This is a genomic window from Nostoc sp. 106C, assembly GCF_002154725.1.
Classification (GTDB): Bacteria; Cyanobacteriota; Cyanobacteriia; order Cyanobacteriales; family Nostocaceae; genus Aulosira.
The window spans coordinates 1-23,488 of the sequence record NZ_MTAW01000040.1 but is presented as its reverse complement, the minus strand read 5'-3'; the positions used below and the strand labels follow the sequence as shown (position 1 = coordinate 23,488).

At 41.4% G+C, this 23,488-nt stretch carries 20 protein-coding genes; 9 read left to right on the top strand and 11 right to left on the bottom strand.

Annotated features, from left to right (window positions below; genetic code table 11):
- Positions 1–167 precede the first annotated feature (167 nt).
- Together BV375_RS02700 and BV375_RS02695 are read right to left on the bottom strand one after the other, a co-directional pair.
- Positions 168–2,042 (bottom strand): glycosyltransferase family 39 protein, encoded by a 1,875-nt coding sequence (locus BV375_RS02700; RefSeq protein ID WP_086757012.1) that lies wholly within the window; start codon positions 2,040–2,042, stop codon positions 168–170.
- A 123-nt stretch (positions 2,043–2,165) separates the two neighbouring features.
- Positions 2,166–2,795 (bottom strand): hypothetical protein, encoded by a 630-nt coding sequence (locus BV375_RS02695; protein ID WP_086757010.1) that lies wholly within the window; start codon positions 2,793–2,795, stop codon positions 2,166–2,168.
- 614 nt (positions 2,796–3,409) lie between these two features.
- Here BV375_RS02695 and BV375_RS02690 point away from each other — a divergent pair.
- Both BV375_RS02690 and BV375_RS02685 read left to right on the top strand, forming a co-directional pair.
- Complete coding sequence (locus BV375_RS02690; protein ID WP_086757008.1) at positions 3,410–3,742, top strand: DUF565 domain-containing protein; 333 nt, start codon at positions 3,410–3,412, stop codon at positions 3,740–3,742.
- Positions 3,743–3,747: 5 nt separating this feature from the next.
- On the top strand, positions 3,748–4,797 hold the full coding sequence (locus BV375_RS02685; RefSeq protein ID WP_086757005.1) for a glycerate kinase: 1,050 nt from the start codon (positions 3,748–3,750) through the stop codon (positions 4,795–4,797).
- 93 nt (positions 4,798–4,890) lie between these two features.
- Here the strand turns inward: BV375_RS02685 and BV375_RS02680 are convergent, their stop codons facing one another.
- Together BV375_RS02680 and rimJ are read right to left on the bottom strand one after the other, a co-directional pair.
- Positions 4,891–6,348, bottom strand: coding sequence for a YdiU family protein (locus tag BV375_RS02680; protein WP_086757003.1), 1,458 nt, complete (start codon positions 6,346–6,348; stop codon positions 4,891–4,893).
- Between the two features lie 365 nt (positions 6,349–6,713).
- Positions 6,714–7,289 (bottom strand): ribosomal protein S5-alanine N-acetyltransferase, encoded by a 576-nt coding sequence (gene rimJ, locus BV375_RS02675; RefSeq protein WP_086757000.1) that lies wholly within the window; start codon positions 7,287–7,289, stop codon positions 6,714–6,716.
- 469 nt (positions 7,290–7,758) lie between these two features.
- Between rimJ and bioB the strand changes: the two genes are divergently transcribed.
- Entirely contained in the window at positions 7,759–8,772 is a 1,014-nt protein-coding gene (gene bioB, locus BV375_RS02670; RefSeq protein ID WP_086756998.1) for a biotin synthase BioB, read from the top strand.
- Positions 8,773–8,959: 187 nt separating this feature from the next.
- Here bioB and petL read toward each other — a convergent pair whose 3' ends face one another.
- The gene (petL, locus tag BV375_RS02665; RefSeq protein ID WP_086756995.1) at positions 8,960–9,055 is read right to left on the bottom strand and encodes a cytochrome b6-f complex subunit PetL; all 96 of its coding nucleotides are present in this window, start codon (positions 9,053–9,055) and stop codon (positions 8,960–8,962) included.
- A 156-nt stretch (positions 9,056–9,211) separates the two neighbouring features.
- On the opposite strand from petL, the gene aroB reads away from it, so the two are divergent.
- Both aroB and BV375_RS02655 read left to right on the top strand, forming a co-directional pair.
- Positions 9,212–10,303: a 3-dehydroquinate synthase gene (gene aroB, locus BV375_RS02660; protein ID WP_086756993.1), complete on the top strand. Its 1,092-nt coding sequence runs from the start codon at positions 9,212–9,214 to the stop codon at positions 10,301–10,303.
- A gap of 41 nt (positions 10,304–10,344) precedes the next feature.
- Complete coding sequence (locus BV375_RS02655; RefSeq protein WP_086756990.1) at positions 10,345–10,920, top strand: Uma2 family endonuclease; 576 nt, start codon at positions 10,345–10,347, stop codon at positions 10,918–10,920.
- 201 nt (positions 10,921–11,121) lie between these two features.
- Here BV375_RS02655 and BV375_RS02650 read toward each other — a convergent pair whose 3' ends face one another.
- The 3 genes from BV375_RS02650 to hemL all read right to left on the bottom strand — a co-directional run bounded on the left by BV375_RS02650 (position 11,122) and on the right by hemL (position 14,551).
- Positions 11,122–11,640 (bottom strand): NUDIX domain-containing protein, encoded by a 519-nt coding sequence (locus BV375_RS02650; RefSeq protein WP_086756987.1) that lies wholly within the window; start codon positions 11,638–11,640, stop codon positions 11,122–11,124.
- Positions 11,641–11,695: 55 nt separating this feature from the next.
- Positions 11,696–12,898 carry an FtsW/RodA/SpoVE family cell cycle protein gene (locus BV375_RS02645; protein ID WP_086756985.1) on the bottom strand — a complete coding sequence of 401 codons (1,203 nt, stop codon included), beginning with the start codon at positions 12,896–12,898 and terminating at the stop codon, positions 11,696–11,698.
- A 354-nt stretch (positions 12,899–13,252) separates the two neighbouring features.
- Positions 13,253–14,551: a glutamate-1-semialdehyde 2,1-aminomutase gene (gene hemL / locus BV375_RS02640; protein WP_086756982.1), complete on the bottom strand. Its 1,299-nt coding sequence runs from the start codon at positions 14,549–14,551 to the stop codon at positions 13,253–13,255.
- A 107-nt stretch (positions 14,552–14,658) separates the two neighbouring features.
- On the opposite strand from hemL, the gene BV375_RS02635 reads away from it, so the two are divergent.
- Both BV375_RS02635 and hisIE read left to right on the top strand, forming a co-directional pair.
- Positions 14,659–14,847: a ChaB family protein gene (locus tag BV375_RS02635; RefSeq protein ID WP_086756979.1), complete on the top strand. Its 189-nt coding sequence runs from the start codon at positions 14,659–14,661 to the stop codon at positions 14,845–14,847.
- Between the two features lie 100 nt (positions 14,848–14,947).
- Entirely contained in the window at positions 14,948–15,598 is a 651-nt protein-coding gene (gene hisIE, locus BV375_RS02630; RefSeq protein WP_086756977.1) for a bifunctional phosphoribosyl-AMP cyclohydrolase/phosphoribosyl-ATP diphosphatase HisIE, read from the top strand.
- A gap of 123 nt (positions 15,599–15,721) precedes the next feature.
- On the opposite strand, the gene BV375_RS02625 is transcribed toward hisIE, so the two are convergent.
- Together BV375_RS02625 and BV375_RS02620 are read right to left on the bottom strand one after the other, a co-directional pair.
- Complete coding sequence (locus BV375_RS02625; RefSeq protein ID WP_086756974.1) at positions 15,722–17,581, bottom strand: iron uptake porin; 1,860 nt, start codon at positions 17,579–17,581, stop codon at positions 15,722–15,724.
- Between the two features lie 1,099 nt (positions 17,582–18,680).
- Entirely contained in the window at positions 18,681–19,958 is a 1,278-nt protein-coding gene (locus tag BV375_RS02620) for an MFS transporter (RefSeq protein WP_086756972.1), read from the bottom strand.
- A gap of 465 nt (positions 19,959–20,423) precedes the next feature.
- Between BV375_RS02620 and BV375_RS02615 the strand changes: the two genes are divergently transcribed.
- A complete protein-coding gene (locus tag BV375_RS02615; protein ID WP_086756970.1) occupies positions 20,424–20,621 on the top strand; it encodes a DUF2811 domain-containing protein in 198 nt (65 codons plus the stop codon).
- Between the two features lie 597 nt (positions 20,622–21,218).
- Here BV375_RS02615 and BV375_RS02610 read toward each other — a convergent pair.
- On the bottom strand, positions 21,219–21,938 hold the full coding sequence (locus BV375_RS02610) for a response regulator transcription factor (protein WP_086756967.1): 720 nt from the start codon (positions 21,936–21,938) through the stop codon (positions 21,219–21,221).
- A gap of 681 nt (positions 21,939–22,619) precedes the next feature.
- Between BV375_RS02610 and BV375_RS02605 the strand changes: the two genes are divergently transcribed.
- Entirely contained in the window at positions 22,620–23,246 is a 627-nt protein-coding gene (locus tag BV375_RS02605; protein ID WP_086756964.1) for a CPP1-like family protein, read from the top strand.
- Positions 23,247–23,488: the final 242 nt, after the last annotated feature.

The following is a 23,488-nucleotide window of genomic DNA, read 5'->3' as shown; positions in this document are numbered from 1 at the left end:
TTGTTTTTTGACCTGTATTTTTTCATGCTTACATTATTTGTGCAAGAGGTCTATTAGACAGACAATGCCCAAGATTGTCAAATAAACCAAGCATGAGATAGTCAGCTACTATTTAACTAAACATATTTGCTGACCAATATCTCACCGCTTTGGTCTATAGGGTTGTTTTAATTAGAGATTTTTTCACTAGGAAGAGAGTAGGATATATCTAATTTTTCATTTTTTATTTTCTTCACAGGAACGCGAATTAAATAATAAGCACCCTTGCTAGTTATGAGCTGGTAATCTTCCGGTTGCAAGCCCATATGTACAAATCTGTCCTGCTCAGCTAAAAGTAGCAAAGAGGAAGCTTTGGGTGGCTTAGTATTCTGCTTGTGAATATGGTCTACAACTTCTTGTGAAGATGGGATGTAGGTAACGTGCTTATGACTGTAAAACACCACACTCGGTTTTTTGAAGCCTAGCATGACTAATTCTTCATTTGGTTGCTGTACTTGCACTATCGTCGCAGACAATTCCCGTAAAGGTAGCTGACGCTGCTGATCCATTACCAATAAAGCAGGCATCAAAACTACAATAAAAAATGCAATAAATCCTAGCAAGTTCGCACTGATGATCCACGGCCAACGGCGAGTTATGATGAAAGCTGCAATGATGATGGCACAAAAAAGCCAAATCATACCTCCCGTAATTGGCAAACCCAACTGTTGAATTAGCTGATATAAGTTGGGTGCAGCGGGATCGTAGCCAACTAACTTAGATAATTGAAATAGTCCTACTGCCACTGCTGATAAAAATACTACATTCACCCAAGCACTCCAGAAAAAGGATGCGGGGGCTGGGGAACGCTTCTGTGTATCTGGATCTGGAATCAGGTCGCTCCATAATAAAGCCACCAAGATAGCTGCTGCTGGCATTAATGGCAATACATAGCTGGGGAGTTTGGTGACAGCAATCGTGAAAAAGCCAAAAACACCAAGAAACCAAATGCAAACAAATAAACCTAATTGTTGAGAGCGTTCTTGAGAACGCCAGTGCGATCGCTGCCAAAACTTCAGTTTGATCATCGCCGCTGGTAGATAGACTGAGTATGGTGCAAACCCTAAAAGCACTACCAGAAAGTAAAAATACCAAGGTGCTGAGTGACCATTAACTACTTCTGTGAAGCGTTCTAAGTTGTGATAACCAAAAAAAGAATTAATATAAGTCCAGCCATTGCGCCAAATTACTAACGCATACCAGGGGACTGATAAAACTAAAATAATTAGCATCCCCATTAAAGGACGCATTTCTTGCCATACTTCTCGCAGCTTTCCTTGGTAAAGGACAAATGCACCGATAATGATCCCAGGCAGGACGATCCCTACAGGCCCTTTGGTTAAAATTGCACCAGCAATTAGCACATAACAAGCTAAGTACCATTTATTAGGAAAAGCAGATGAAGAAGATTTTCCTCTAATCCCTCCATGTCCGGCGTAACCCAAAAAAAAGCATAGCAAGGCTGATGCGATGCACCCAGTCAGCAGCATATCGGAGACACCAATTCTTCCCCATGCAATCATTTCTGGGGTTAGTGCCATGATAGTTGCTGCTAGAGCAGCTGTTAAGTAACGGCGCACAGGGCGTGAAACTTGTTCTAATTCATCCTGTCTGGATAGGGACCAATGTACTGTGTAAAAGGCTAAACCAACTACTCCCATCGCTGCTAACGCTGATGGAAGTCTCACAGCCCACTCGTTGACGCCAATAATTGCATAAGCGATCGCTTGACACCAGTAAATTAAAGCAGGCTTATCGAAGCGAGTCTCATTATCAAAAAATGGAGTAATCCAATCCCCGGTTACAAACATTTGACGGGAAGCTTCAGCAAACAGTGGTTCTGTTTCATCAACTAAGCCAATGTTGCCTAAATTCCACCCATAAGCTATCCAACCAATCACAATCAACCATAGAACCGATACAGTCACAGCAAGGGCTGGACGCTCTAGTATATTCTTGAACCACTGGTCAACAGTATGGGGAAAGCTCAATTTCATCTTCATTACTTATTCAGTCAATGGTTAATAGCCAACAGTCATTAGTCGTTGACTAGTTATATTTTGTTCTTTATTATTTCTGGTTTTGGTTCAGTAATTAACTCTGGACTGTTGACTATCAACTCTAGACTATTGAGTAAGTATCAGTTGCCATTCTTGTTTTTGGGAATTCCATTTAGGTAAGGATGTTTCCCCAACTACATATGGACCCCAGTAGCGACGGGAGCCATCTTGGGCAAAGGCTACTATAATATCTCCCTTTTCTAACTTTAAGTTACCTTTAGGCAAAGATAGCAGCAATCCCTTTTCACTTCCTTCTTGCGGAGCAAAATCCCAATGTGCTGGGAGATCGTATTGCGTCCCAGTAGAAGAGCTTTTCACCGCCGGCTGTCGGGCTAATAGAGCTAGCCGCACAGGCTGATTGGTTTGATTGCTCATGCGCAAAGTTCCTCGGTCTTTGGCATTTCCCTTTGAGTCTTGACTATATGCCAAGCGGGCAGTAACCTTACTAGTGCTATATTCTACTTGATTACTTGCGGTTGTCTCTGAATTAGAAACGTTAGTGGAGGTAAATGTTTCATGAGCAACAGATGACGATGGATTGCTTGAAACCCGAGGCGTTTCATTGGGTTGTGATGAAACTGCGTCTGGATCTGTAGTCTCAAAAGAAACACTCATCCCAAAGCACCCCACCAGTAACCCTAACAGTCCTAAAGAACAAGCTAGAACAGCAGCGTTACGATACACTGACGTTTTCATTTTGATAGTTATTAGAAATAAGTATTTGTCTAGGCTTGACCAAATAGTAGCCTATTATTTGAAGTGACAATCAAAGAAACTGTCTACTATAGAGTCTCCTGAAACCAAGTCATGCTATGTATCATAAGTAGCATTTTCAGGAAACATACTGACACAAAGAATTACCTTGATTCTCTATCAAAAAATCAGGTAAAAACCTGATTAATCAAGGCACTATCCTCTAAGAAATTGGAACTAAAACAAACAATATGATACATGACTAGCAAATTTATTCGTAGAAGCACAAAGAGTAATTTTGAAGTTAGAAGTAGCGATCGCAACAAATACTCTGGTGATAAACCCCCAGATTTCTCTGTGGAATAAACTTCATTCTTCTTAATATTTCACACTTCATATTTTAAAATAACTCTTCTTGTTGAGACGTGATGCCTCACATTCAAAAATTCTTTGAGGAGTTGCGCTTTCTTGTAGATAGCACCATGTATAAAATGTGATAATCACTGAAAATCCAATAGATATCTAAACTACTACTCAAACAAGCTTATGCTAAAACCGATATCTTTATAAAGAGAAATATTTGATGATTTCTTGACTTTTCTATTGCACTCCCACTCATGCAAAACACTCGTTTGAATAACTTGCTTGATGCCATTGCTAGGCGATTGGGGCAATGGTTTGTCAATCCTTGGCGGCGATTGTCGCTACTAATAATTAGTTTTTTATTTGGTTTTTTTCTGGGAACGGCAATTTCCACTACAGCTGGACAAAAGGCAGAACTAGATATTTGGGTAGCTGCGATTTTAGTATTTTTGACAGAAATTACTAGCAGAATATTCTACAGTCGTAGCTTTTTATCCAAGCGATCGCTATGGGTGGAATCAATAAATATTCTCAAGGTTGGTTTTACCTACAGCTTGTTTATTGAAGCCTTGAAGTTGGGGTCGTGAATACTATGAATTCATGGCTGAGTGAAATTCTCATAACGGATATAGCTACAGAAACCTGGCAACAAAAAGCTAAAGAAGCAGCCTTAGCAGATAATTTCAGGGCGCAAGCTTTTGGGATCGCACCAGAAAACGTGGATGAAGCCATCCAAGCGCGATCGCAGTTACTCAAATCTGTTCTCCCAGCTTTTAGTGAATTTTGCCAAACTACTCTGCAAGTCCAACCCCAACAGATGTTGCATATCCTCTGGGATTTATGGCTACCTTTGGCAATCAAGATAGCATCAGTGCGCCAAAAATTGGGACATCCCTTAATTCAGGGAATTTTAGGAGTACAGGGAACGGGTAAAACCACCATGTCCAAAGCGCTGACCTTGATTCTTCAGGAGTTAGGACACCGCACCGTAAATTTATCTTTGGATGACTTATACAAAACCTATAGCGCTCGCTTAGTTTTAACACAACAAGACCCCCGCTTAATTTGGCGTGGGCCGCCGGGAACTCACGATATCGATTTAGGCTTGAATTTATTAGACCAGATTCATCAATCACATAGCCCAATAATTGTTCCCCGATTTGATAAATCAGCTTACAACGGTGCAGGCGATCGCACCACCCCAGAAATTTTCTCAGGCGTGGATATTCTGCTATTTGAAGGTTGGTTTGTGGGAGTGCGACCAATTGATCCAAAAGCTTTTGACAGCGCACCACCACCCATTCTCACAGATGATGATCGGCAATTTGCCCGTGAGATTAATCGTCAGTTACAGAATTATCTGCCGCTTTGGGAACGATTGGATAGTTTAATAGTTCTCTATCCAACTGATTATCGCTGTTCCTTAACATGGCGTAAACAAGCGGAACAGCAGATGATCGCAGCTGGTAAACCAGGAATGAGCGAATCAGAGATAGAACAATTTGTCAATTATTTTTGGCGATCGCTGCACCCAGAACTATTTATTAAACCTTTGGTCAAATCTCCCAAATTAGTTGATTTAGTGATTGAAATTAATCGCGATCGGAGTTTTGGAAAAATCTATAGCAATTCCACTAGCTAAATTAATTAATCACTAACTTCTAAATACTTTTTGTCTTTGTGGTAAAAATATTTAATCACAGAGACACAGAGTAAAACTATTCATGATGGTTACTTAATTACCTGATTGAATTTGATTAATTAGCTCATAAAATGGTTGCCAATTATCTTCCTGGGCAATTGGTTCCCAAACTGATTCAATCACAGGCCTTAATAAAGCAGTCTTCGGATTATAACTATTCAGAGTTTGGGAAATTATATCCATTTGCTCAGGAGCAAAATTATTTAAAATTTTATGATATAAGATACACCAATTATCGAAAATTGCTGATGATCCTGTTGCTGGTGCAATATCTGGGCTATGCAAAACAAAAGCTGGGTCATCTCGCCATTTAATTGAAAAGGTACGAGCCATCTCATAGAAAAATTGGTGATAACCAACTTGGCTAGCTTGCAAAAATTCAATTGTTAGTGGAAAAAGCTCATCAACTTCTGGTACGAGCAACTTCTCAAAACCCAACTTCTTCAACATTAAAGAGCGGTATTCAGCACGATAATATTCATCAAAGCTTGCTAATCCATGCTCCATATCACCTTGATCAATTACTGCTTTTAAAGGTTCCTGAAGCAGTTGTAAATTCAACTTACAAATTCCTGGTTGATAGCTATAACAATAGCGTCTATAATAATCAAAATATGCAGCAGTAAAGTACGGGTCATAAGTAGGGATAAATGCATAAGGACCGTAGTCAAAACTCTCCCCCGTAATTGACATATTGTCAGTATTTAAGACAGCATGACAAAAACCAGCTGCCATCCACTGAGCAACAAGTTGTGCTACCCTTTTGACTAATTCTGCATAAAACAGCGCATATTTATCTTTTTCGGTAATTAAGTGGCGATAGTACTGTTCAATTACATGGTCTAATAACTTTTGGGTTAAATCTGGACGCCGCAAATAGTGCAATCGCTCAAAATTACCAAACCGAATATGAGAACTGCTCATTCTTACCATTACAGATGAGCGAGTCGGTGAAGGTTCATCACCTCGCCACAGAGATAAACCTGTTTCAATCATGGTTAAACAGCGAGATGTGCGTACACCCAGGTAATGTAAAGCTTCCGCAGCAAGAACTTCTCGAACTCCACCTTTGAGTGTCAGCATTCCATCGCCGCCACGAGAGTAAGGAGTTCTACCAGAACCTTTTGTACCAAAATCGTACAATTCGCCATCAATACCGCGCACTTGTCCGTAAAGAAAGCCTCTACCATCACCCAAGCTAGAGTTATATTCACCAAATTGATAGCCATGATAACGCAAGGCTAACAATGGTTTGCGCTCTTGAAATTTGCCAAAGGCATTAATGAAATCTTGATCAGTGACTGCTTGAGGATTGAGTCCCAAACGAGGTAGCAGTGAGTCGTTGCGCCAGCGCAGGAGATGTTGAGGAAATTCCGCGGCTGCTACTTCGTCGTAGTAATCATTGCCTAGAGATTCTAAGGCTGGTTCGTAGTTGAGAGTAAGAAAAGGATTGCTAGAATTTGTGTGGTTAAAAGTTTCAGCCAGAGTCATTACAAGTAAGCTTGATTAATTCTTCTCTTAATAGTACCTCTGGCAATAGCATCAGCGTAGACACTTCAAACGCCGGATGTCTTTAAGGTACGGAAAATTAATCAAATTTTGCAAGTAAATCACAGAGTTCAGAGACAATTTTTTTTAGTATCTAGTTTAACTCACCGATACTGAGGTAAAAAAGTGGGGAATTAGATACTGGTTATCTAATTCCCCCTTCACCTGGTGTTGCTGAAGCAACTTGGTATGAACTTCAATTACTATTACAGTTAATTGTGGAGTTACTGTGTATTTTATATGGATTTGCCATGAATTTTTATTCCTATCGATAGCAACTAGAAAAAAATAGAAGAATAAATATTTGGCTAATATTTGGGGTTTTGCCAATTAGGATTTGTAAGACTGGTAAGAATATGATCTTGCCATTGACCATTAATTAATAAATAGTCTCTAGCATATCCTTCGACAACAAAGCCGAGTCTTTTGAGCACATTACCACTGCGTTGATTGTGAGGCATATAATTTGCCATAATGCGGTGCATATTTAATTCTTCAAAGACATATTGAGTAGCTGCTTTGAGCGCTTCTGTCATATAGCCTTTACCTTGTTCAGCCTCCGCCAGACTATATCCCACAAAGCAGAAATGAGCAGCACCTCGGACAAAATTACTAAAGTTGATAGTGCCAATAATTTCAGTCAGATTTTTTTTAGGATAAATAAATAACTTTAATGAGTGGTCATTGAGAAATTCTAATAAATTACCTTCAACCTGATATTGCCAGTATTTTACTGTGAAAAAATCCTCAGCCCAATTGGGATAATATGGGGTAAGATAATTTTTGTTTTCTGTAAAATATTTCACAATTTGGGAGATATCCTCTCGGATGCCGATTCTTAATAACATGCGATCGCTCGTTATCAATGGTAGTTCTGATTTCATAAACTAGATGCTTAACTTGATATCTGCTAATAAAAATCTTGGGATGTTGTAACTTTTTTGATGCCTACTGCATTTAGCTGAAGGGTAAGGAAATTTAGATGAAACAGAGAAAAGTGATGTAATTTACAGAAATTTAATGAGCATTGCCCACAATTGATAAATTTAGCAGCAGCGGCCCTTGCTGTGTTATCTACCTTGATGAGGTTATTTCCAACGTTAGCACTGTAGCTGTTGAGGGGATTGCTTTGTTGACGATTGGTAGAGTAAGTATTTTGATGGTGAATCTACTCCACCATCAAAATCTTGATAAGCTGATTTCTAATATCAACAGCAGATGGATTTAAGACGATCGCAACTAAAGCACAGTCAGCCGCGTAATTTTATGCGATCGCTTTACCAAATGCTGTATCTTAGGATATTCAACGAAAAGACAGCTCTTGATAAATCCAGTCTATAAGAAGGATAAGTGATGTCGGTGGGAAGAATACGCTACGATTGGCAAGAAGCAGAAATTCAGGCGATATACAATACGCCATTGCTAGAGCTTATTTATCAAGCTGCTAGCGTACATCGCCAATATCATGACCCAAAACAAATTCAAGTTTGTAAGCTAATTTCCATTAAAACTGGGGGTTGTCCAGAAGATTGTAACTACTGTGCCCAATCTTCCCGCTACAAAACAGAGGTAAAAGCTCAAGCACTTTTAGAAAAAGACACGGTAGTTAGCATTGCCCAAAAAGCCAAACAGACGGGTGTCAGCCGGGTTTGCATGGGTGCTGCTTGGCGTGAGGTACGGGACAATTCGCAATTTGAGACAGTTCTAGAAATGGTGCAAGAAGTCACCGCAATGGGTTTAGAAGTCTGTTGCACTTTGGGGATGCTCACGGCACAGCAAGCAAAGCGACTTGAAGAAGCCGGACTTTACGCCTATAACCATAACCTAGATACTTCACGGGAACATTACAGCACCATTATTACCACCAGGACTTACGACGATCGCCTGAACACAATTGAAAATGTTCGCCAGACTAATGTTACCGTATGTTCTGGTGGCATCCTCGGCTTGGGTGAAACTGCCAGCGATCGCATCGCCATGTTACATACTCTGGCAAACCTCAGTCCTCATCCCGAATCTGTGCCAATTAATATTCTCTCCCAAGTACCAGGCACACCCTTAGAAAATCAGCCAGATGTCCCCATTTGGGATATTGTGCGGATGATTGCCACAGCACGCATTGTTATGCCAGCTTCTGATGTACGTCTCAGCGCTGGGAGGGCGAGACTTTCTCAAGTTGAACAAGCTTTCTGTTTCATGGCTGGAGCTAATTCTATCTTTTCCAGCGACGACAATAAAATGTTGACAGTGACAACTCCCTGTCCAGATTATGATACTGACCGGGAAATGCTAAATTTGCTGGGCTTAGAAATGCGTCCACCTGCTCAAAGAGAAGTCAAAGCCGCAAGTCCTGCCGTTGTGGGATGATTGATTGAGATTGTTTGACGAAATGCCCTCAGACTAGAAGTCTGGACGGCAGTTGCTACAACGAGGAGGCAGCCGTGTGGGCGGGTTTCCCGACTTGAACGGACTGCCGTGGGAACCCCCACAACGCACTGCCTCGGCTATACAAACAAAGCCTGCCTTCGCAGGCTATTTTAAATTAGGTTATCGATTAAAGTATCTTGGCCGCACGCAGACCGAACAGCAGACCAGACGCAATCCCAACGAACAAAGCCAAGAAACCGATATAAGCTACCACTGCAAACATTTACCTTTCTCCACAATACTTCACTAAATCTATTGAATCATTAGTTAGTGGGTATTGGGCATTGGGCATTGTAACTCTCCCCTTATCGCCCTGATCTCCCCAATCACCCAGATTGCGATAGAATACAGCCCACGGGCGTGTTTTTGGGGCTGGGCAATGACTTCTGTAATTAAAGTGAATCTACCACAGCAATCTTATGAGATTGCGATCGCACCTGGAAGCTTAGATCGACTGGGTGAACAAATGAGCAGTTTGAAGCTAGGTAAGAAGGTACTGCTAGTTTCTAATCCGACGATTTTTAAGCATTATGGCGAAAGAGCAACTGCATCTTTAACAGCCGCAGGATTTGAAGTTGCTAGTTCCATCTTGCCAGCAGGTGAACGCTATAAAAACCTCAACTCAATTCAGAAACTCTACGATACAGCCTTAGAAAACCGTCTAGAACGTTCCTCCACGATTGTGGCTTTGGGTGGTGGTGTAATTGGTGATATGGCTGGCTTTGCTGCTGCAACTTGGTTGCGGGGTATTAACGTAGTGCAAGTTCCTACCACATTGCTAGCAATGGTAGATTCGGCAATTGGTGGTAAAACAGGTGTGAACCATCCCCAAGGCAAAAACTTAATTGGCGCATTCTATCAACCGCGCTTAGTGTTAATTGACCCAGATGTGTTGAAAACCCTTCCCGTGCGTGAATTCCGGGCGGGAATGGCAGAGGTAATCAAGTACGGCGTAATTTGGGATGCGGAATTATTTGTCCAAATGGAAGCGAGTAAACACCTCAATCAACTCCGCTACATTAAACCGGAACTAATCGACGCTATCTTAACTCGCTCCTGCCAAGCTAAAGCCGATGTCGTTAGTAAAGATGAGAAAGAAGCCGGACTAAGGGCGATTCTCAATTATGGTCATACTATCGGTCATGCCGTGGAAAGCTTGACTGGTTATCGTGTCGTGAATCATGGTGAGGCTGTTGGTATTGGGATGGTAGCAGCTGGACAAATTGCTGTAGAACTGAGAATGTGGCAAAAGGAAGATACAGAACGTCAAAACGCCTTAATTCAAAAAGCAGGTTTACTGACTCAGTTACCATCTGGGGTAGATATTGAAGCAATCGTTAAGGCACTGCAACTAGATAAAAAAGTTAAAGCTGGTAAAGTCAGATTTGTTTTACCCACACAAATTGGTGTAGTAACAGTTACCGATGAAGTTCCCGCAGATACTATTCGGCAGGTATTGCAGGGAATGTAAAAAATTCAAAATTTAAAATGGTATAACTGCTGATTTGCGCCATGATACTTCAAGCCAACAATCAACTTACCTTGCAAGAGTTCCTGAATCTTCCCCCAGGTGAGGGAGATATCACCTACGAACTCGTTGATGGTCAAGCAATTCCTAAGATGTCACCAAAGTTTTTTCACGCCAAACTTACCCACGCCTTTCTTAATCTAATTGAACAATGGTGTGAGGGAAGAGGCATAGTTTGTCCAGAATGGGCTGTAGCATTAACCCGTCGTGGAAAAGATTGGGTACCAACACCAGATATTTTGTATATCTCTAATGAACGTTTACCAGCCAACTGGAACGAAGATGAAGCTTGTCCTGTTCCTCCAGATTTGGTGATTGAAATTATCTCACCAGGGCAAACTTTTGGACAAATGATCGCTAAAGCCAAAGATTATTTGGATGCTCAGGTATTGCGGGTGTGGGTGGTAGATAGTAAAGCCAGAAGCATCACTGTGTTTTACCCAGATGCACCACCAAAGACTTTTATGGGAGATGAATTACTCACAGATTCCTTGTTTGAGGGGTGGGAATTTACCGTTGAGCAGTTGTTTCAAAAAGCGAAAATTCCATTAAGTACCTAAATATTCATTAGTTAGGATAGTTAGCCTCAGAATCAAGCTTACGATCCGCATCATTTTCAAAGCTGTTGAACAGAACGAAACGGGCGCGCTTAAATTTAGCATAGATGGCAGCTATTACATTCAGAAAAGCGTAGTGGAGTTTATGCACAAAAAGATTGATTTTTACAGTGTGATGTAGTTGTTACATAATTCTCATCGTTTTCAAATAAGATTGCGATCGCAACTTTCAAACACCAATCTTTTAGCATCTAGGACAATACGCCGCATATCTTCTTTATTGCCAGCTTGATACTGTGAGATAAACTCGTCAATATCAATAATACTTCTACCTAAACTTTCGTGGATATAGTCGTCAGAAAGTATATTCTCAACAAATCCAGTCATGACTACAAGGTAGGTCAATTGTTCTGGTTCACTCCCGTAATAATCAGACTGGATAACTTTCACAAGTTTTAATTCCCCCAGACTAACGCCAACTTCCTCCATCACTTCACGTCTGGCGGTTTCTTCACAGGTAAATTCGCCTATCTGCACATGACCTCCTGGAAGGTCTATGCCACGGTTAAGGATAGCGCATACAATCAAACCATCCTGGGTAAAAGGTACAACCAGAACACTTGTTATCTTTTCAAATGCAGGTAAGCAGGTATTGCCTAAATCTATAAAATTGACATTCTTTCCTGCTTGAATGATAGTTTTTTTGCGATCGCTTTCACTCATGCGCTTAAATATTACGTCTAGAATAAGTCCAAACGCAGGATTATACTATTGAAAATTAAACTTTAGTTCTCTTGAAAATCCGGCGCTGACGCTGAGGTTCAGGGTGGGGTGTTCGCAATGGTACAACATCTGCTTCACTGCTCTCTCGTGCTACGCGAATCAGTAACGCAGTTGCTACCAGACTGGAAATCATCGAATTACCACCATAGCTAAACATGGGTAAAGGCAAGCCAGTGGTGGGTAGAGCACCTGTAGCAACCCCAATATGAAGCAATGATTGTCCCACCATGACAATAGTTACACCAATCGCTACCAGTCGAGATACTGGATTTTTAGTCTTTAACGCCACCATTAATCCCAAGGTGGCAAATAAAGCTAACAAGATCAACAAGACTATACTGCCAACAAAGCCAAATTCTTCAGCAAACACTGCGAAAATAAAATCAGTGTCTTGAATTGGCAGATAAAACAATTTTTGTTGGGAAAGGCCAAATCCTGAACCCCAAGTACGACCAGAACCCACAGCTAGCAAACTTTGCACTAGTTGATAGCCATCTCCTGTAGCATCAGCCCAAGGATTCATAAATGACATCACCCGCTTGCGCTGATACTCTTTGATGCTAATACTCATTAACGCTAACAAAACTCCACCAACTGCTGTTCCCCCCAGATATTTGTAAGGTAACCCAGCTGCTAAAGCAATTAGCCAGATAGTTGTACCGCAGAGTGCTGTTGTACTCAAGTTAGGCTGGGCAAGAATTCCCAGCAGCACAAGACCAAAAATGCCCAACCAAGTAAAGCGAACTCGCCAACTCAGTTTTTCCCATTGGCCAAATAAGCGCGCACTTTGTAGTACTAAAAAGGGCTTAATTAGTTCTGAGGGTTGAATCGGAATTGGTCCGATAGCTATCCAGCGCGCTGCATCAAATGCCTTTTTTCCTAATCCTGGTATAAGAGTGACGAAAATTAAGGCTAAAAAAAGTATCAAAAACCAATGGGCTACCCCTAAAATTTTCTTTAAAGGCAGATGCACAATAATGTTGAATAAAATTAACGAAACCAAAACCCAAAGGAGTTGACGCTTAAAGTAATACAGCCCATCATTCTGACGTGCAGCAGCAACGGTATAAGATGCTGAAAACAGCATAATCAAACCGACAAACAGCCAAATCAATGTTAACCAGCGCAACAGCCGCGCCTCTAAAGCCCAGCTGGAGACGGAATTATCAAATATTGGTATTAGGCGGCGTAGATTCACGATGGGTACAGGTGTAAGATCTTTTAGATTTTAGATATGAGATTTTAAATTTGGGAAGGGGGAAATTCTAATCAGTTTGTATAATATGTACTGAATAAAAATTAGTAGTACCCTAAGACTTTGATATAAACCACATTTATTTTGAGAACCATAGTTTTAAAAGTAGTGGGAGCATCTTGCTCCTTACTCGTCGTAGTGGGCTTTCCGTCCCGCACTACTCCAGGTTTCAAAATGGACGAGGTTTAGCTTAATAAAAAGAACTCATAAATAATCGTTGTTGTGCAAGATTATTTATGAGCTATGGGTCAGTTAATGGAAGAGTTTGTGAATTCTTACCAAAAAACTTTTGGTAGATTACAGGCTAGACAGCACATCCCTTGCTACGGCTAAAGTTTGCTCAATATCTTCTTCTGTGTGAGCACAAGAAGTAAATCCAGCCTCAAACTGAGATGGTGCTAGGTAAATACCGCGCTCTAGCATACCGCGATGGAAGCGTCCGAATTTAGCTGTATCGGAGTTTTTTGCATCCTCGTAGTTATGGACTGGACCAGAAGTGAAAAATAAGCCAAACATAGCGCTGATATGACCACCACAAGCCGCGTGACCAGTTTCTTGAGCAATTTGCAGTATGCCATCTGCTAGCTTTTGAGTAATTCGATCAAGATACTCGTAAGTCCCTGGTTTTTGCAGCAATTCTAGGGTCTTAATTCCCGCTGTCATTGCTAAAGGATTACCGGAAAGAGTTCCTGCTTGATACACGGGACCAGCTGGAGCCACCATTGACATAATATCCCGGCGACCGCCATAAGCTCCTACTGGTAAGCCGCCACCAATAACTTTACCCAGTGTAGTCAAATCAGGGGTAACGCCAAATTTCTCCTGAGCGCCACCATAGGCTATGCGGAAGCCTGTCATTACTTCGTCAAAGACTAATAACGCTCCATGCTCATGGGTAAGCTCTCGTAACCCTTCCAGGAATCCAGCATCGGGAGTAATAAACCCAGCATTGCCCACAACTGGCTCCAAAATTACACCAGCAATCTCATCACGATTTTCTTCAAATAAGGCTTTGACTGCTTCTAAATCATTGAAAGGGGCAGTTAGAGTATTGTTAGTTGCCGATTTAGGTACTCCTGGCGAGTCGGGTAAGCCGAGGGTAGCAACGCCAGATCCAGCCTTCACTAGAAACATATCGGCATGACCGTGATAGCAGCCTTCAAACTTAATAAGTTTGTCCCTGTTTGTAAAAGCCCGCATTAGACGCAGCACAGCCATACAAGCTTCTGTACCCGAATTCACAAATCTGACCATTTCAATGCTAGGAACGGCATCAATGACCATTTCTGCTAGGACATTTTCTAGTACAGATGGAGCACCAAAGCTTGTGCCTTTTTCTAAAGCTTCATGGAGAGCCGCAATCACTTCAGGATGAGCATGACCGCAAATCGCAGGCCCCCAAGTACCCACATAATCAATGTATTGGTTGCCATCGACATCCCAAATGTATGCGCCTTTAACGCGATCAAAAACAATTGGTTGTCCACCTACTGACTTAAATGCACGGACTGGAGAACTTACGCCTCCTGGCATGAGATTTTGGGCAGCAGCGAAGATCTCTTGTGATTTTGTAGTTCTAATCGTCGTATTTACCAAGGTTCTCTCCTAAATCAGTGGCAATAAAAAGGTCTATCTCAGGATAGGGTTAAAAACTGCTTAGAACTTCTATCGTATAGAATTACCTGAACCATAAAAATAACAATATGTTATATAAGTCCAATCAAGAATTGCCTTTAGAGATTCGGACTCGTTTTTCGGAAGCATACCAAGATCTTTACCGGGCGGCTTTTAACTCAGCAGTTCATTGGTATGGTGAAGCAACAAAGGCTCATCAAGTCGCTTTAAGTGCTGTTAAGATGCAGTCTGCTATGGATAAAAATGCTCTTGTTTAAAGTTAGATAAAAAACTGCGATCGCAAAAAGCATACCAGATGCCCTATTGAGAATGGTATCGTGAATCAATGAATCATTGTCACTGAAAAAGTTAGCTGGTATGTCTTCTCAAGAACCTCATTCACTGCACCAAGCCATTCCTATTGAAAAAATTCACTATGATGAACGAGGTTTAGTGCCAGCAATTGTTCAAGATTATCTTGATGGCACGGTCTTGATGATGGCGTGGATGAATCGAGAGTCTTTACAAAAAACTATAGAAACCGGAGAAACTTGGTTTTGGAGTCGTTCCCGTCAGGAATTGTGGCACAAAGGAGCGACTTCTAATCATATTCAAAAAGTACAAAGTATCCGTTATGACTGTGATAGTGACGCGCTACTAATTGGGATAGAACAGATAGGAGATGTGGCCTGCCATACTGGTGAGCGTAGTTGCTTTCATCAAGTTGATGGACAAATAGTGCCGCCACCAGGAGATACATTGTCACAATTATTTCAGGTGATATGCGATCGCCGCGATCGCCCCACAGGAAATTCTTATACTTGTCAGTTATTTGCAGGCGGCGATAACAAAATTTTGAAAAAGCTGGGTGAAGAAACTGCTGAGGTCGTAATGGCGTTTAAGGATGATGATGCGGATGCCATTGCTGGAGAAGTCGCAGATTTGCTCTACCATACTCTGGTTGCTTTAGCTCATCATCAAATTGATGTGAAAGCCGTATATCGCAAGTTGCAACAACGTCGGCGATAGAAAGTACTGGGTTTGGGGTCAAGCGGGACAAAGAGACGCAAAGACGCGGAGAATGCTCCATGCCCCATGACGGCAGTTGCTACAACAGAGGAAACCTCTACAACGCACTGCCTCCCCCATGCCCTAGAAAGTGAAAGTAGTACGTAGCACCCCTACCGTTGTTGTTTCATTTCTGCTATCGCCTTCAGGATTAAACAAAACAAATGCACCAGGGGTAATACTAATATTGTCATTTACCCGAAAGCGGTAGTAAGCCTCTAAATGGTAAGGAACTGCTCTATTTACACCCGCTGGTGCTAATTGGGCTGCACCACTAGCATCAGTACGATAAAGTGGTTGTCCAAAGATAATACCAGCATTGTTTCCAGGCCTGAATAGATCGTTAAAATGAACGCCTACCATCCAACTAGTAAAGGTAGTACCAGCATCAACATCTGGGGAAGAATCATCAACAAACAGCGCAGCACCATAGCCAGATAATGCAATCTTGGGAGAAAAGCGCCAGGTAACAGTCCCACCAAAAGAGTTAAGTTTTACAGGAGTACCTAAAGCTACTCCTCCCAAAGCACCGATATCACTACTAGTTAATCCTGTGCCCAAAATATTGATTTCGTGATAGCTATTAGCATAGTTCAGACCAATATCTATGGAACTGCTGGGTCTAAAAGTCAACTGGGCTGCAACTACACTACTACCGCTAAATACCCCTGCTCCCAAGGGGGTATTGGAAACTCCTGGGAGAATATCGCCTGCTTTACTAGGCAGATTAGCATTGACACTACCATACAAAGCTCTGAGATCTAGTTGCGGGGAAAAACTATAGATAAAGCCAGCCGCAGATGCTAAACCAGAACCGGAAGTACCGCCAGAGACACGTAATACAGGGTTCAAGCCAGCAAAGCGAGAAATAGCCTCTTGTCCTTCACCGTAAAAGGGAGTGATGGCTGGAAAAGCATCGGAAACTTCAGCAGCAGTCCCAGCAAACAAAGTCAATTTATCAGCCACGGGAAAGATATAAAGCAGTTTATAAAGCTGGAGAGAGTTTGCACCAACGCTAGATAAATTTTTCGGATCGACGCCTGGAAATTGGGGTTCAAAACTAGTACGCGCACTGCTAGCACTGAGTATAGGTGATGCTAACCCCAAACTCTCTTGCAAGCTTCCACTACCATCAACACCGCCTAAAAAGTTATGAGATTGCAAACCAGTAATTAGTAAATCTTTACCTGTAAAGCTGGTGTTGAGATTTAACCGCACTCGGTTTGTCAGGATAATATTAGGATCGTTTCGGCCCGGAGCACCACCTGTAGCACCAATGGCTGAGATAATTGCTTCACCATTCAGCTTGGTAGTTGTGGAAAACTGATTTGCTTCTAATTCAGCGGTGCGATTTTCCAAAGCATCTACCCTACCCCGCAATGTGCTTAGTTCAGCAGCAAATTGTTCTTGCAGTTTTTGTAAGGTATTTAAATCTTCTTTGGTAACTAAATCGCTAGTTGCAGTAGCAATTAGCTCATTAATTCTATTGAGACAAGCATTTAAACCTGCGGCAAACTCATAGCGAGTCAGAGCGCGGTTTCCTCGGTATGTGCTGTTGGGATACCCGGCAATACAACCATAGCGTTCAACCAGAGATTGTAATGCAGCAAAAGCCCAGTCTGTAGGTTGGACATCGGAAAGTTGCGATACAGATGTGACCTGTTCTACGGCATCAGACGCTAATAGCTGGGGTGAAGAATTTACTTGATTTACAGTAGGTGAATCTGGTTGTTTTCTTCCAGAAGTGTTAATTAATTCCGTTGGCTGAGAAAAGCTGCTATGCGCAAAATTGCTTTTAAAAGATGCTGTCTGAGCAGTAGAATTTAAAGTTTTGACATTATCTCCGTTCTCTGCTAAATCAGATGTAGCTTTTACTGGCGATAATCCAGTAATTAAATATAAAAAACTTAGCCCACCAGCATAAGCTAGTAGATTTACTTTCATAGCAAATCCTCACAAACCAATTTGAATTAAATACAAGAAGATTCAAGATTTCAGACTAATTGAGCTTCATAATAGTGAAACTCAAAAGTCAGATTTATGTAGTATGGTGTCCGCTGAAGATCAATACTTCCCAGTTGAATTTTCTGAGAACTTTATGATTACCGCAGTGAACTTGAACTACCCATAGTAAAAGTAAACAATATTTAGCTCAAGAATTGATAACTACAATTATTGGAAATTTCTATGATTATGATTGCTTAATAAAAAATATTGGATATTGGATTTATAGAATAAAAAAGCTCTAAATTGGGTATAATTACAAGCTATTTAGTTAGGTAAAAGGCTTGTGTTTGCCATCCAAACATTAAGTTAATCTTATGTTTATAATTTTCTGAGCTTATAAAAAATAAATAAGCAACATCAGGGCAATTACGTTAATATATACAGCCAGATTATACGTAGGATAAAAATATAGTATTCAATCACAATATTGTATTTTAGTGAGTTCTTAGCAAGAACGTACTTATTTAATCCAAGAAGAAAGCCCTGACTATGATTTTACAGGACTTACGCAAGCAAAATTTGTCATTGCGACCGAGATTGCCATGCTCCGCTCGCAACAGGCTCCGTGTAAGGAAGCAATCGCAGAGTTTGAGGCGATTACGTTGCTACCCTAGCCTAGTCTGCGGCAACGGCTACGCCGAACGGCAACCCCTTCGGGAAACGGGAACGCTTTCAGCGTTAAGCGAAGCTATGCCGTACCCCTACGGGGAAGCAAGCTACGCGCTGCGTCTTTGCTAGGAGAAGGCTTTACGCTCGTCATGGCGTAATTCCGTGACTTTTACGTAAGTCCTATTTAGTTATAAATCGAAATTAATTCAATAAGGCACTAGTGTTTATCAAAAATTGAGCTACTGGTTGCTGACAAATAATTTAAAAATGCTATAGCTAAACCACGTCTATTTTGATAACCATAGTTTTAAAAGTAGTGGGAGCATCTTGCTCTGTGCTCTTCGTAGCGGGCTTTCCGTCCCGCACTACTCCAGTTTCTAAAATGGACGAGGTTTGAAGATAAATATTTACAACTTTTAATCTGAAGTTATTCGCTAGACAAAATCTTGTTGAGATACTGCAAAATCGCAATGGGAATGAAGACACTCAAAGAAAAACCGAACCAGAAGTTATCGGTAATGATTCGTGGTTGATCCAATGCCCAACCGCCTAGGGGTGAACCAACAAAATGGCCAAATGCCCAGCAGAGGGAATTGATGGAAAAATATACCCCCCGTTGAGATTCTGGAGCTAAATCGGTGACTAAAGAGGCAGCAAAGGGGGTGTAGGAAACCAAGGCTAGGGCAAATACTGTCAATGCCAAAGTTACCCAAACCAGATGATGAGATGGGGCGATCGCACTCACCCAGATCAGGCTGAAACCAATTGCCCACAAAATCGCAGAAATGGTAAGTGCTAAGGTGTGAGAGCAGGATTTTAGGACCCTAGCCATCGGAAATTGGCAGATAACTGCTAGGGCAAGATGCCAGGCAAATAGAGCGCTAATTGTAGTCTCAGCCAATCCTAAGGTATTATCTTCTGCTCTAACAAAGTTTTTGAAGTAGATAGGAAGAGTGCTGTGTAGCTGGGAAATGTATGTAGTAAAGGCAATATTCACAGCAACATAAATGAGAAGGCGGCGATCGCTTAATGCTGCTATCCAAGAAGCAAAATGTTGCGGTTGTTGGGATTGCTCAATTTGTGGTTGAGAAGTTTCATTTATCGCCAAGTAGATAACCGCAAAAAACACAATAAAGGAGATGGCATCGATGATAAATAGCCCTTGATAACTCCCTATGTGCGCTATCCACAATCCTGCTAATACACTTCCGATCGCCAATCCCAGATTATCTGCAACTCGTGCGATCGCAAAAGTTTCACGACGATTTTCAATTTGGCTACCATCAGCGACAACAGCTTCACTGGCTGGCCAATAGAAACCGATACCTAAACCAACAATCAAACTGCCGATGACTAGAGTAGTAAAATTGCTAGTTGCAGCTAAGACTAAAGAACCAACTGCTGAAATCGCTGTTGCTAGCAACAAAGTGCGACGGCGTCCCCATTCTCTCGAATCAGCTAAAGAACCACCCACAATCCGCCCTAAAACACCAGCAATCGAGGTGCTAGTCAAAGCAATACCGACGGTGGTTGTAGATAAACCAACCTGATTCACAAAAAAGATGGGGGCGTAAAACAGAGTAAAGCCAGTACCCACTTCTGAGAAGAATCTACCAACTACCAACATCCCAACAGGAGTCTGAATCTGGGAAAGCCATGATGAGAATTGGTATTGAGGCGCAAGTTGTAAGGGCTTAAATTTCATCAAGAGGGAATGTTTTTGTAATTCTTATCATTAGTGGGATTTTTCCTCACAGATTCCACAGAGTTTCCACAGAAATTTTACCAGTTTTCCACAGATGCCCTACGAGTTGATAGGCTCTGACCATCCTACTGGGGATTTTTTAGTTCCTATTCTAGAGAATTTCAGGGACTGAGTTTTTATTAAAAAATGTAACAAAAAATGCTCTTAAATCTTGATTATTACGTTAGCAATTACTTTTTATACAATCGTTTTTAACATTTCGCAGCATTGACAAACCTACCCCCTCTTGCCGCACAATGATTCGGCTTGCTGTTGTAGTTCGTTCAACCGTTGACATCAACTGTGTAAAAATACCCCAAATGTTGGCGTAGATTGTTTGGCAGATCAAAGACTCTGTGTGCGACATCGGGCTACTTACTGCAAGCAACAGGTCCCGCTTGATTGACCTCAGAGGAGGAAAATCTCATGAACACAACGGTTAACATTTTTACTGAAATCCCGGAAACACTTCACGAATCCTTAAAAAACTATTTAGAAACACATCCTGACTGGGATCAAAACCGAGTATTGACGGCTGCGTTGTCACTGTTTTTACTCCAAAATGGAGATAGCGATCGCCGTGCTGCCCGTGTTTACCTAGAAACTTTGTTCCATCACAGTTAAGTAGAACAGCCGCAACGATGGTATTAACGGTGCTATTGTAGCTCGTTCTCTAATATCGGCATGTCTTAATGATTTAGTTTTTACCTGATTAAATTTTTGCGCTAATGTTTATATCTATGAGGCGTGAGCGCAAAAGTTTAGGATGGTTGTTCTATCTAGTGAAATACTCTGCAAATTCCAGGCAGATTCAACTATTAAAAATTTCTCAGTGGAACGGACAAAAGCTTTAAGGTTAGTAATTGAATAGTTTTACGGCATCGTGGTATTTCATAGTGCCCTATTGTCTGTAAATTCAAAACATCAGAGTTTTAGATCACCATTCCACAGCTAACTAAAATTTATCCTCCGTAAGGAGGATTTATCACAATTTTGACTGGCTATGTATTTTGCTTCAATATCGGAATGCACTCTTTTAAATAAGCAGTATTTCAACCTGAGCCACTGAATACGTAAAGGTGCAGAATCTATATTATGGGATGACTTTGGGCAGCTTTTTTGACCTAACTGTGAGTCAAGCCAAGAAAGTTCACCTATATTTAAGGTTTAGCCATTAGTCAAAAGTCAAGAGTTAAAAACTCTGGACTATAGACTAAGAACTCAGGAACTGACTTCCAACTGCGGCGAGTGAGTTGGGCATTCAAACTTATACCCCACACCACGTACTGTCTGAATTAATGCTGGCTGACTAGCATCAATTTCTATCTTTTTGCGAATTTGACCGATATGTACATCGACAACCCGCTGATCGCCTACATATTCGTAGTCCCAAACCTCTTGAATAAGTTCTGCCCGCCGCCATACTCGACCTGGATGGCTAGCTAAAAAATGTAACAAGTCAAATTCCAGCGCGGTTAAGGGTACTGGTTGGTTGTTAAGTGCCACTTCGCGCCGGACTGGATCGATCATCAGCTTTTCAAATACCAGACGTTTTTGTTCTGCTGTGGTTACAACTCGCTGACGCCTTAAGATAGCGGCTACTCTGACTTCTAGTTCTCCCAGCCCAAAGGGTTTGGTGAGATAGTCATCAGCACCTTTAGAAAAGCCGCGAATCTTGTCAGCTTCGTCTGCGCGGCTAGTCAGCATAAGAACAAAAACACCATTACGGCTTTGCATTTCTTGGCAGAGGTTGAACCCAATGACATCTGGTAAATTTACATCTAAAATTACCAAATCAGGGTTAAATTGCTCAAATAGCGCTAAGGCTGTTTTACCATCCTCGGCAGCTTCTACCTGATAGCTCTGCTTAATCAAAAAGCGTTGGATTAAATTCCGAACCGCAGGGTCGTCATCAACTACAAGAATCTTGGCAGGAGCCATGACCATCACTTTGCACAAAAATTCATAAGGATTAACAGGAAAATTGCGTAAAAACGCAGTTCCCACTTGAGGGATTTAGTTAAGAATCTACAACAAGGCTAAGAGATGCATTTCCTGATTATCTAAAATAACAGTTTAATCAAGATTCTGGACAATTAAGCTAGGAAACAGACTTACTTTTACGTGCAAGTAGTGCAATAGTTAAATTTGTGTCCAGTAAGCACTGATTTTGAACTCAGCCACAGTAGTCTAGTAAACTAGATGCTTTCCTTATCCTCAGCAAGTGGTAATTTAAATTGTTTCAATCTTAAATCGATATGTGGATCGATACCAGCAACAATTATGGAACTCACTGGTGAAAACTCGATCCAAGGAGGATCAGTAGTTAAAATTGAAATAGAAAAGGTAATTTTTTCATAAAAACCTTAATTTAGGTATTCCTAGTTCAAATTCTAGAGTAGAGGCAGAACTAGTCAACGACATGAGGGGATACACTGAGTTATAGCAATATGTTAAAGTGACTTATAGTTAAAATTCCCAGGTCGATCAAACTAACCCATGCTAGTATCCTGGTAGGGCATAAAAATTGATCGGCATATGGGTGACGATCAAAATAAAACCTAAATTTGTATTTCCGTCAACAAAAGACTGCCGCTGACCGAGGCTGAAGTATAAACTCCCATGAGCGATCAAAATCCCTACGAAAAACTTGGGGTCTCAGAAGATGCTAGCTTCGATGAAATTCAAGATGCTCGCAATCGCCAGATGGAGCAACACATTGGTGATGCCAAGCTTATAGAAGTAATTGAAGCGGCTTACGACGCGATTTTAATGGATCGCTTAAGGATGCGCCAGGAAGGTAAAATTAAAGTGCCTGAGCGGATTCGATTTCCAGAGTTACGAGTGCAATCGCTCCCGAAAGAAAGCCCAACTCCCCGTGAGCAGTCGCCGGCATGGCTGCAACGTATGCTCGATCAGCCAACCCCTGCTGATGTACTGTTACCTGGTGCTTGGTATCTGGGTTTGAGTGCTGCTAGTATATTTTACCCAGTTGCAGGCGATCAGGTTTTGCAACTAGCATTAGTTGTTGGGGTGGGAATTAGTATTTACTTTCTCAATCGCAAGGAAGGTAAATTTGGTAGAGCAGTTTTGTTTACGCTGGTTGGGCTGATAATTGGTCTAATTATCGGAGGACTAGTTGCTAACTGGCTTTTGCCGCAAGTACCATTCATTAGTTTGTCGTCAAACCAGTTTTCTACGGTACTGACGTTTATATTATTGTGGTTAGTTAGTAGCTTTTTACGTTAATTTAAGAAACAGCTTACGCAATTGCATCAGTAGGAAAGCTAACCAAGTCAACTGCTTAAAAGTGTTGAGTTTTTCATGGCTAACGGGTAATAGATGACTAGAGTTCAGCATCTATTACCCGTTAGCCATTGCTAATCGCCGCAATATCTAAAGAGAGAAATCTACTACTCAATAGACCTCTTGCACGAATAATGTAAGCATGAAAAAATACAGGTCAAAAAACAAAGAGCAATGAGCTACGA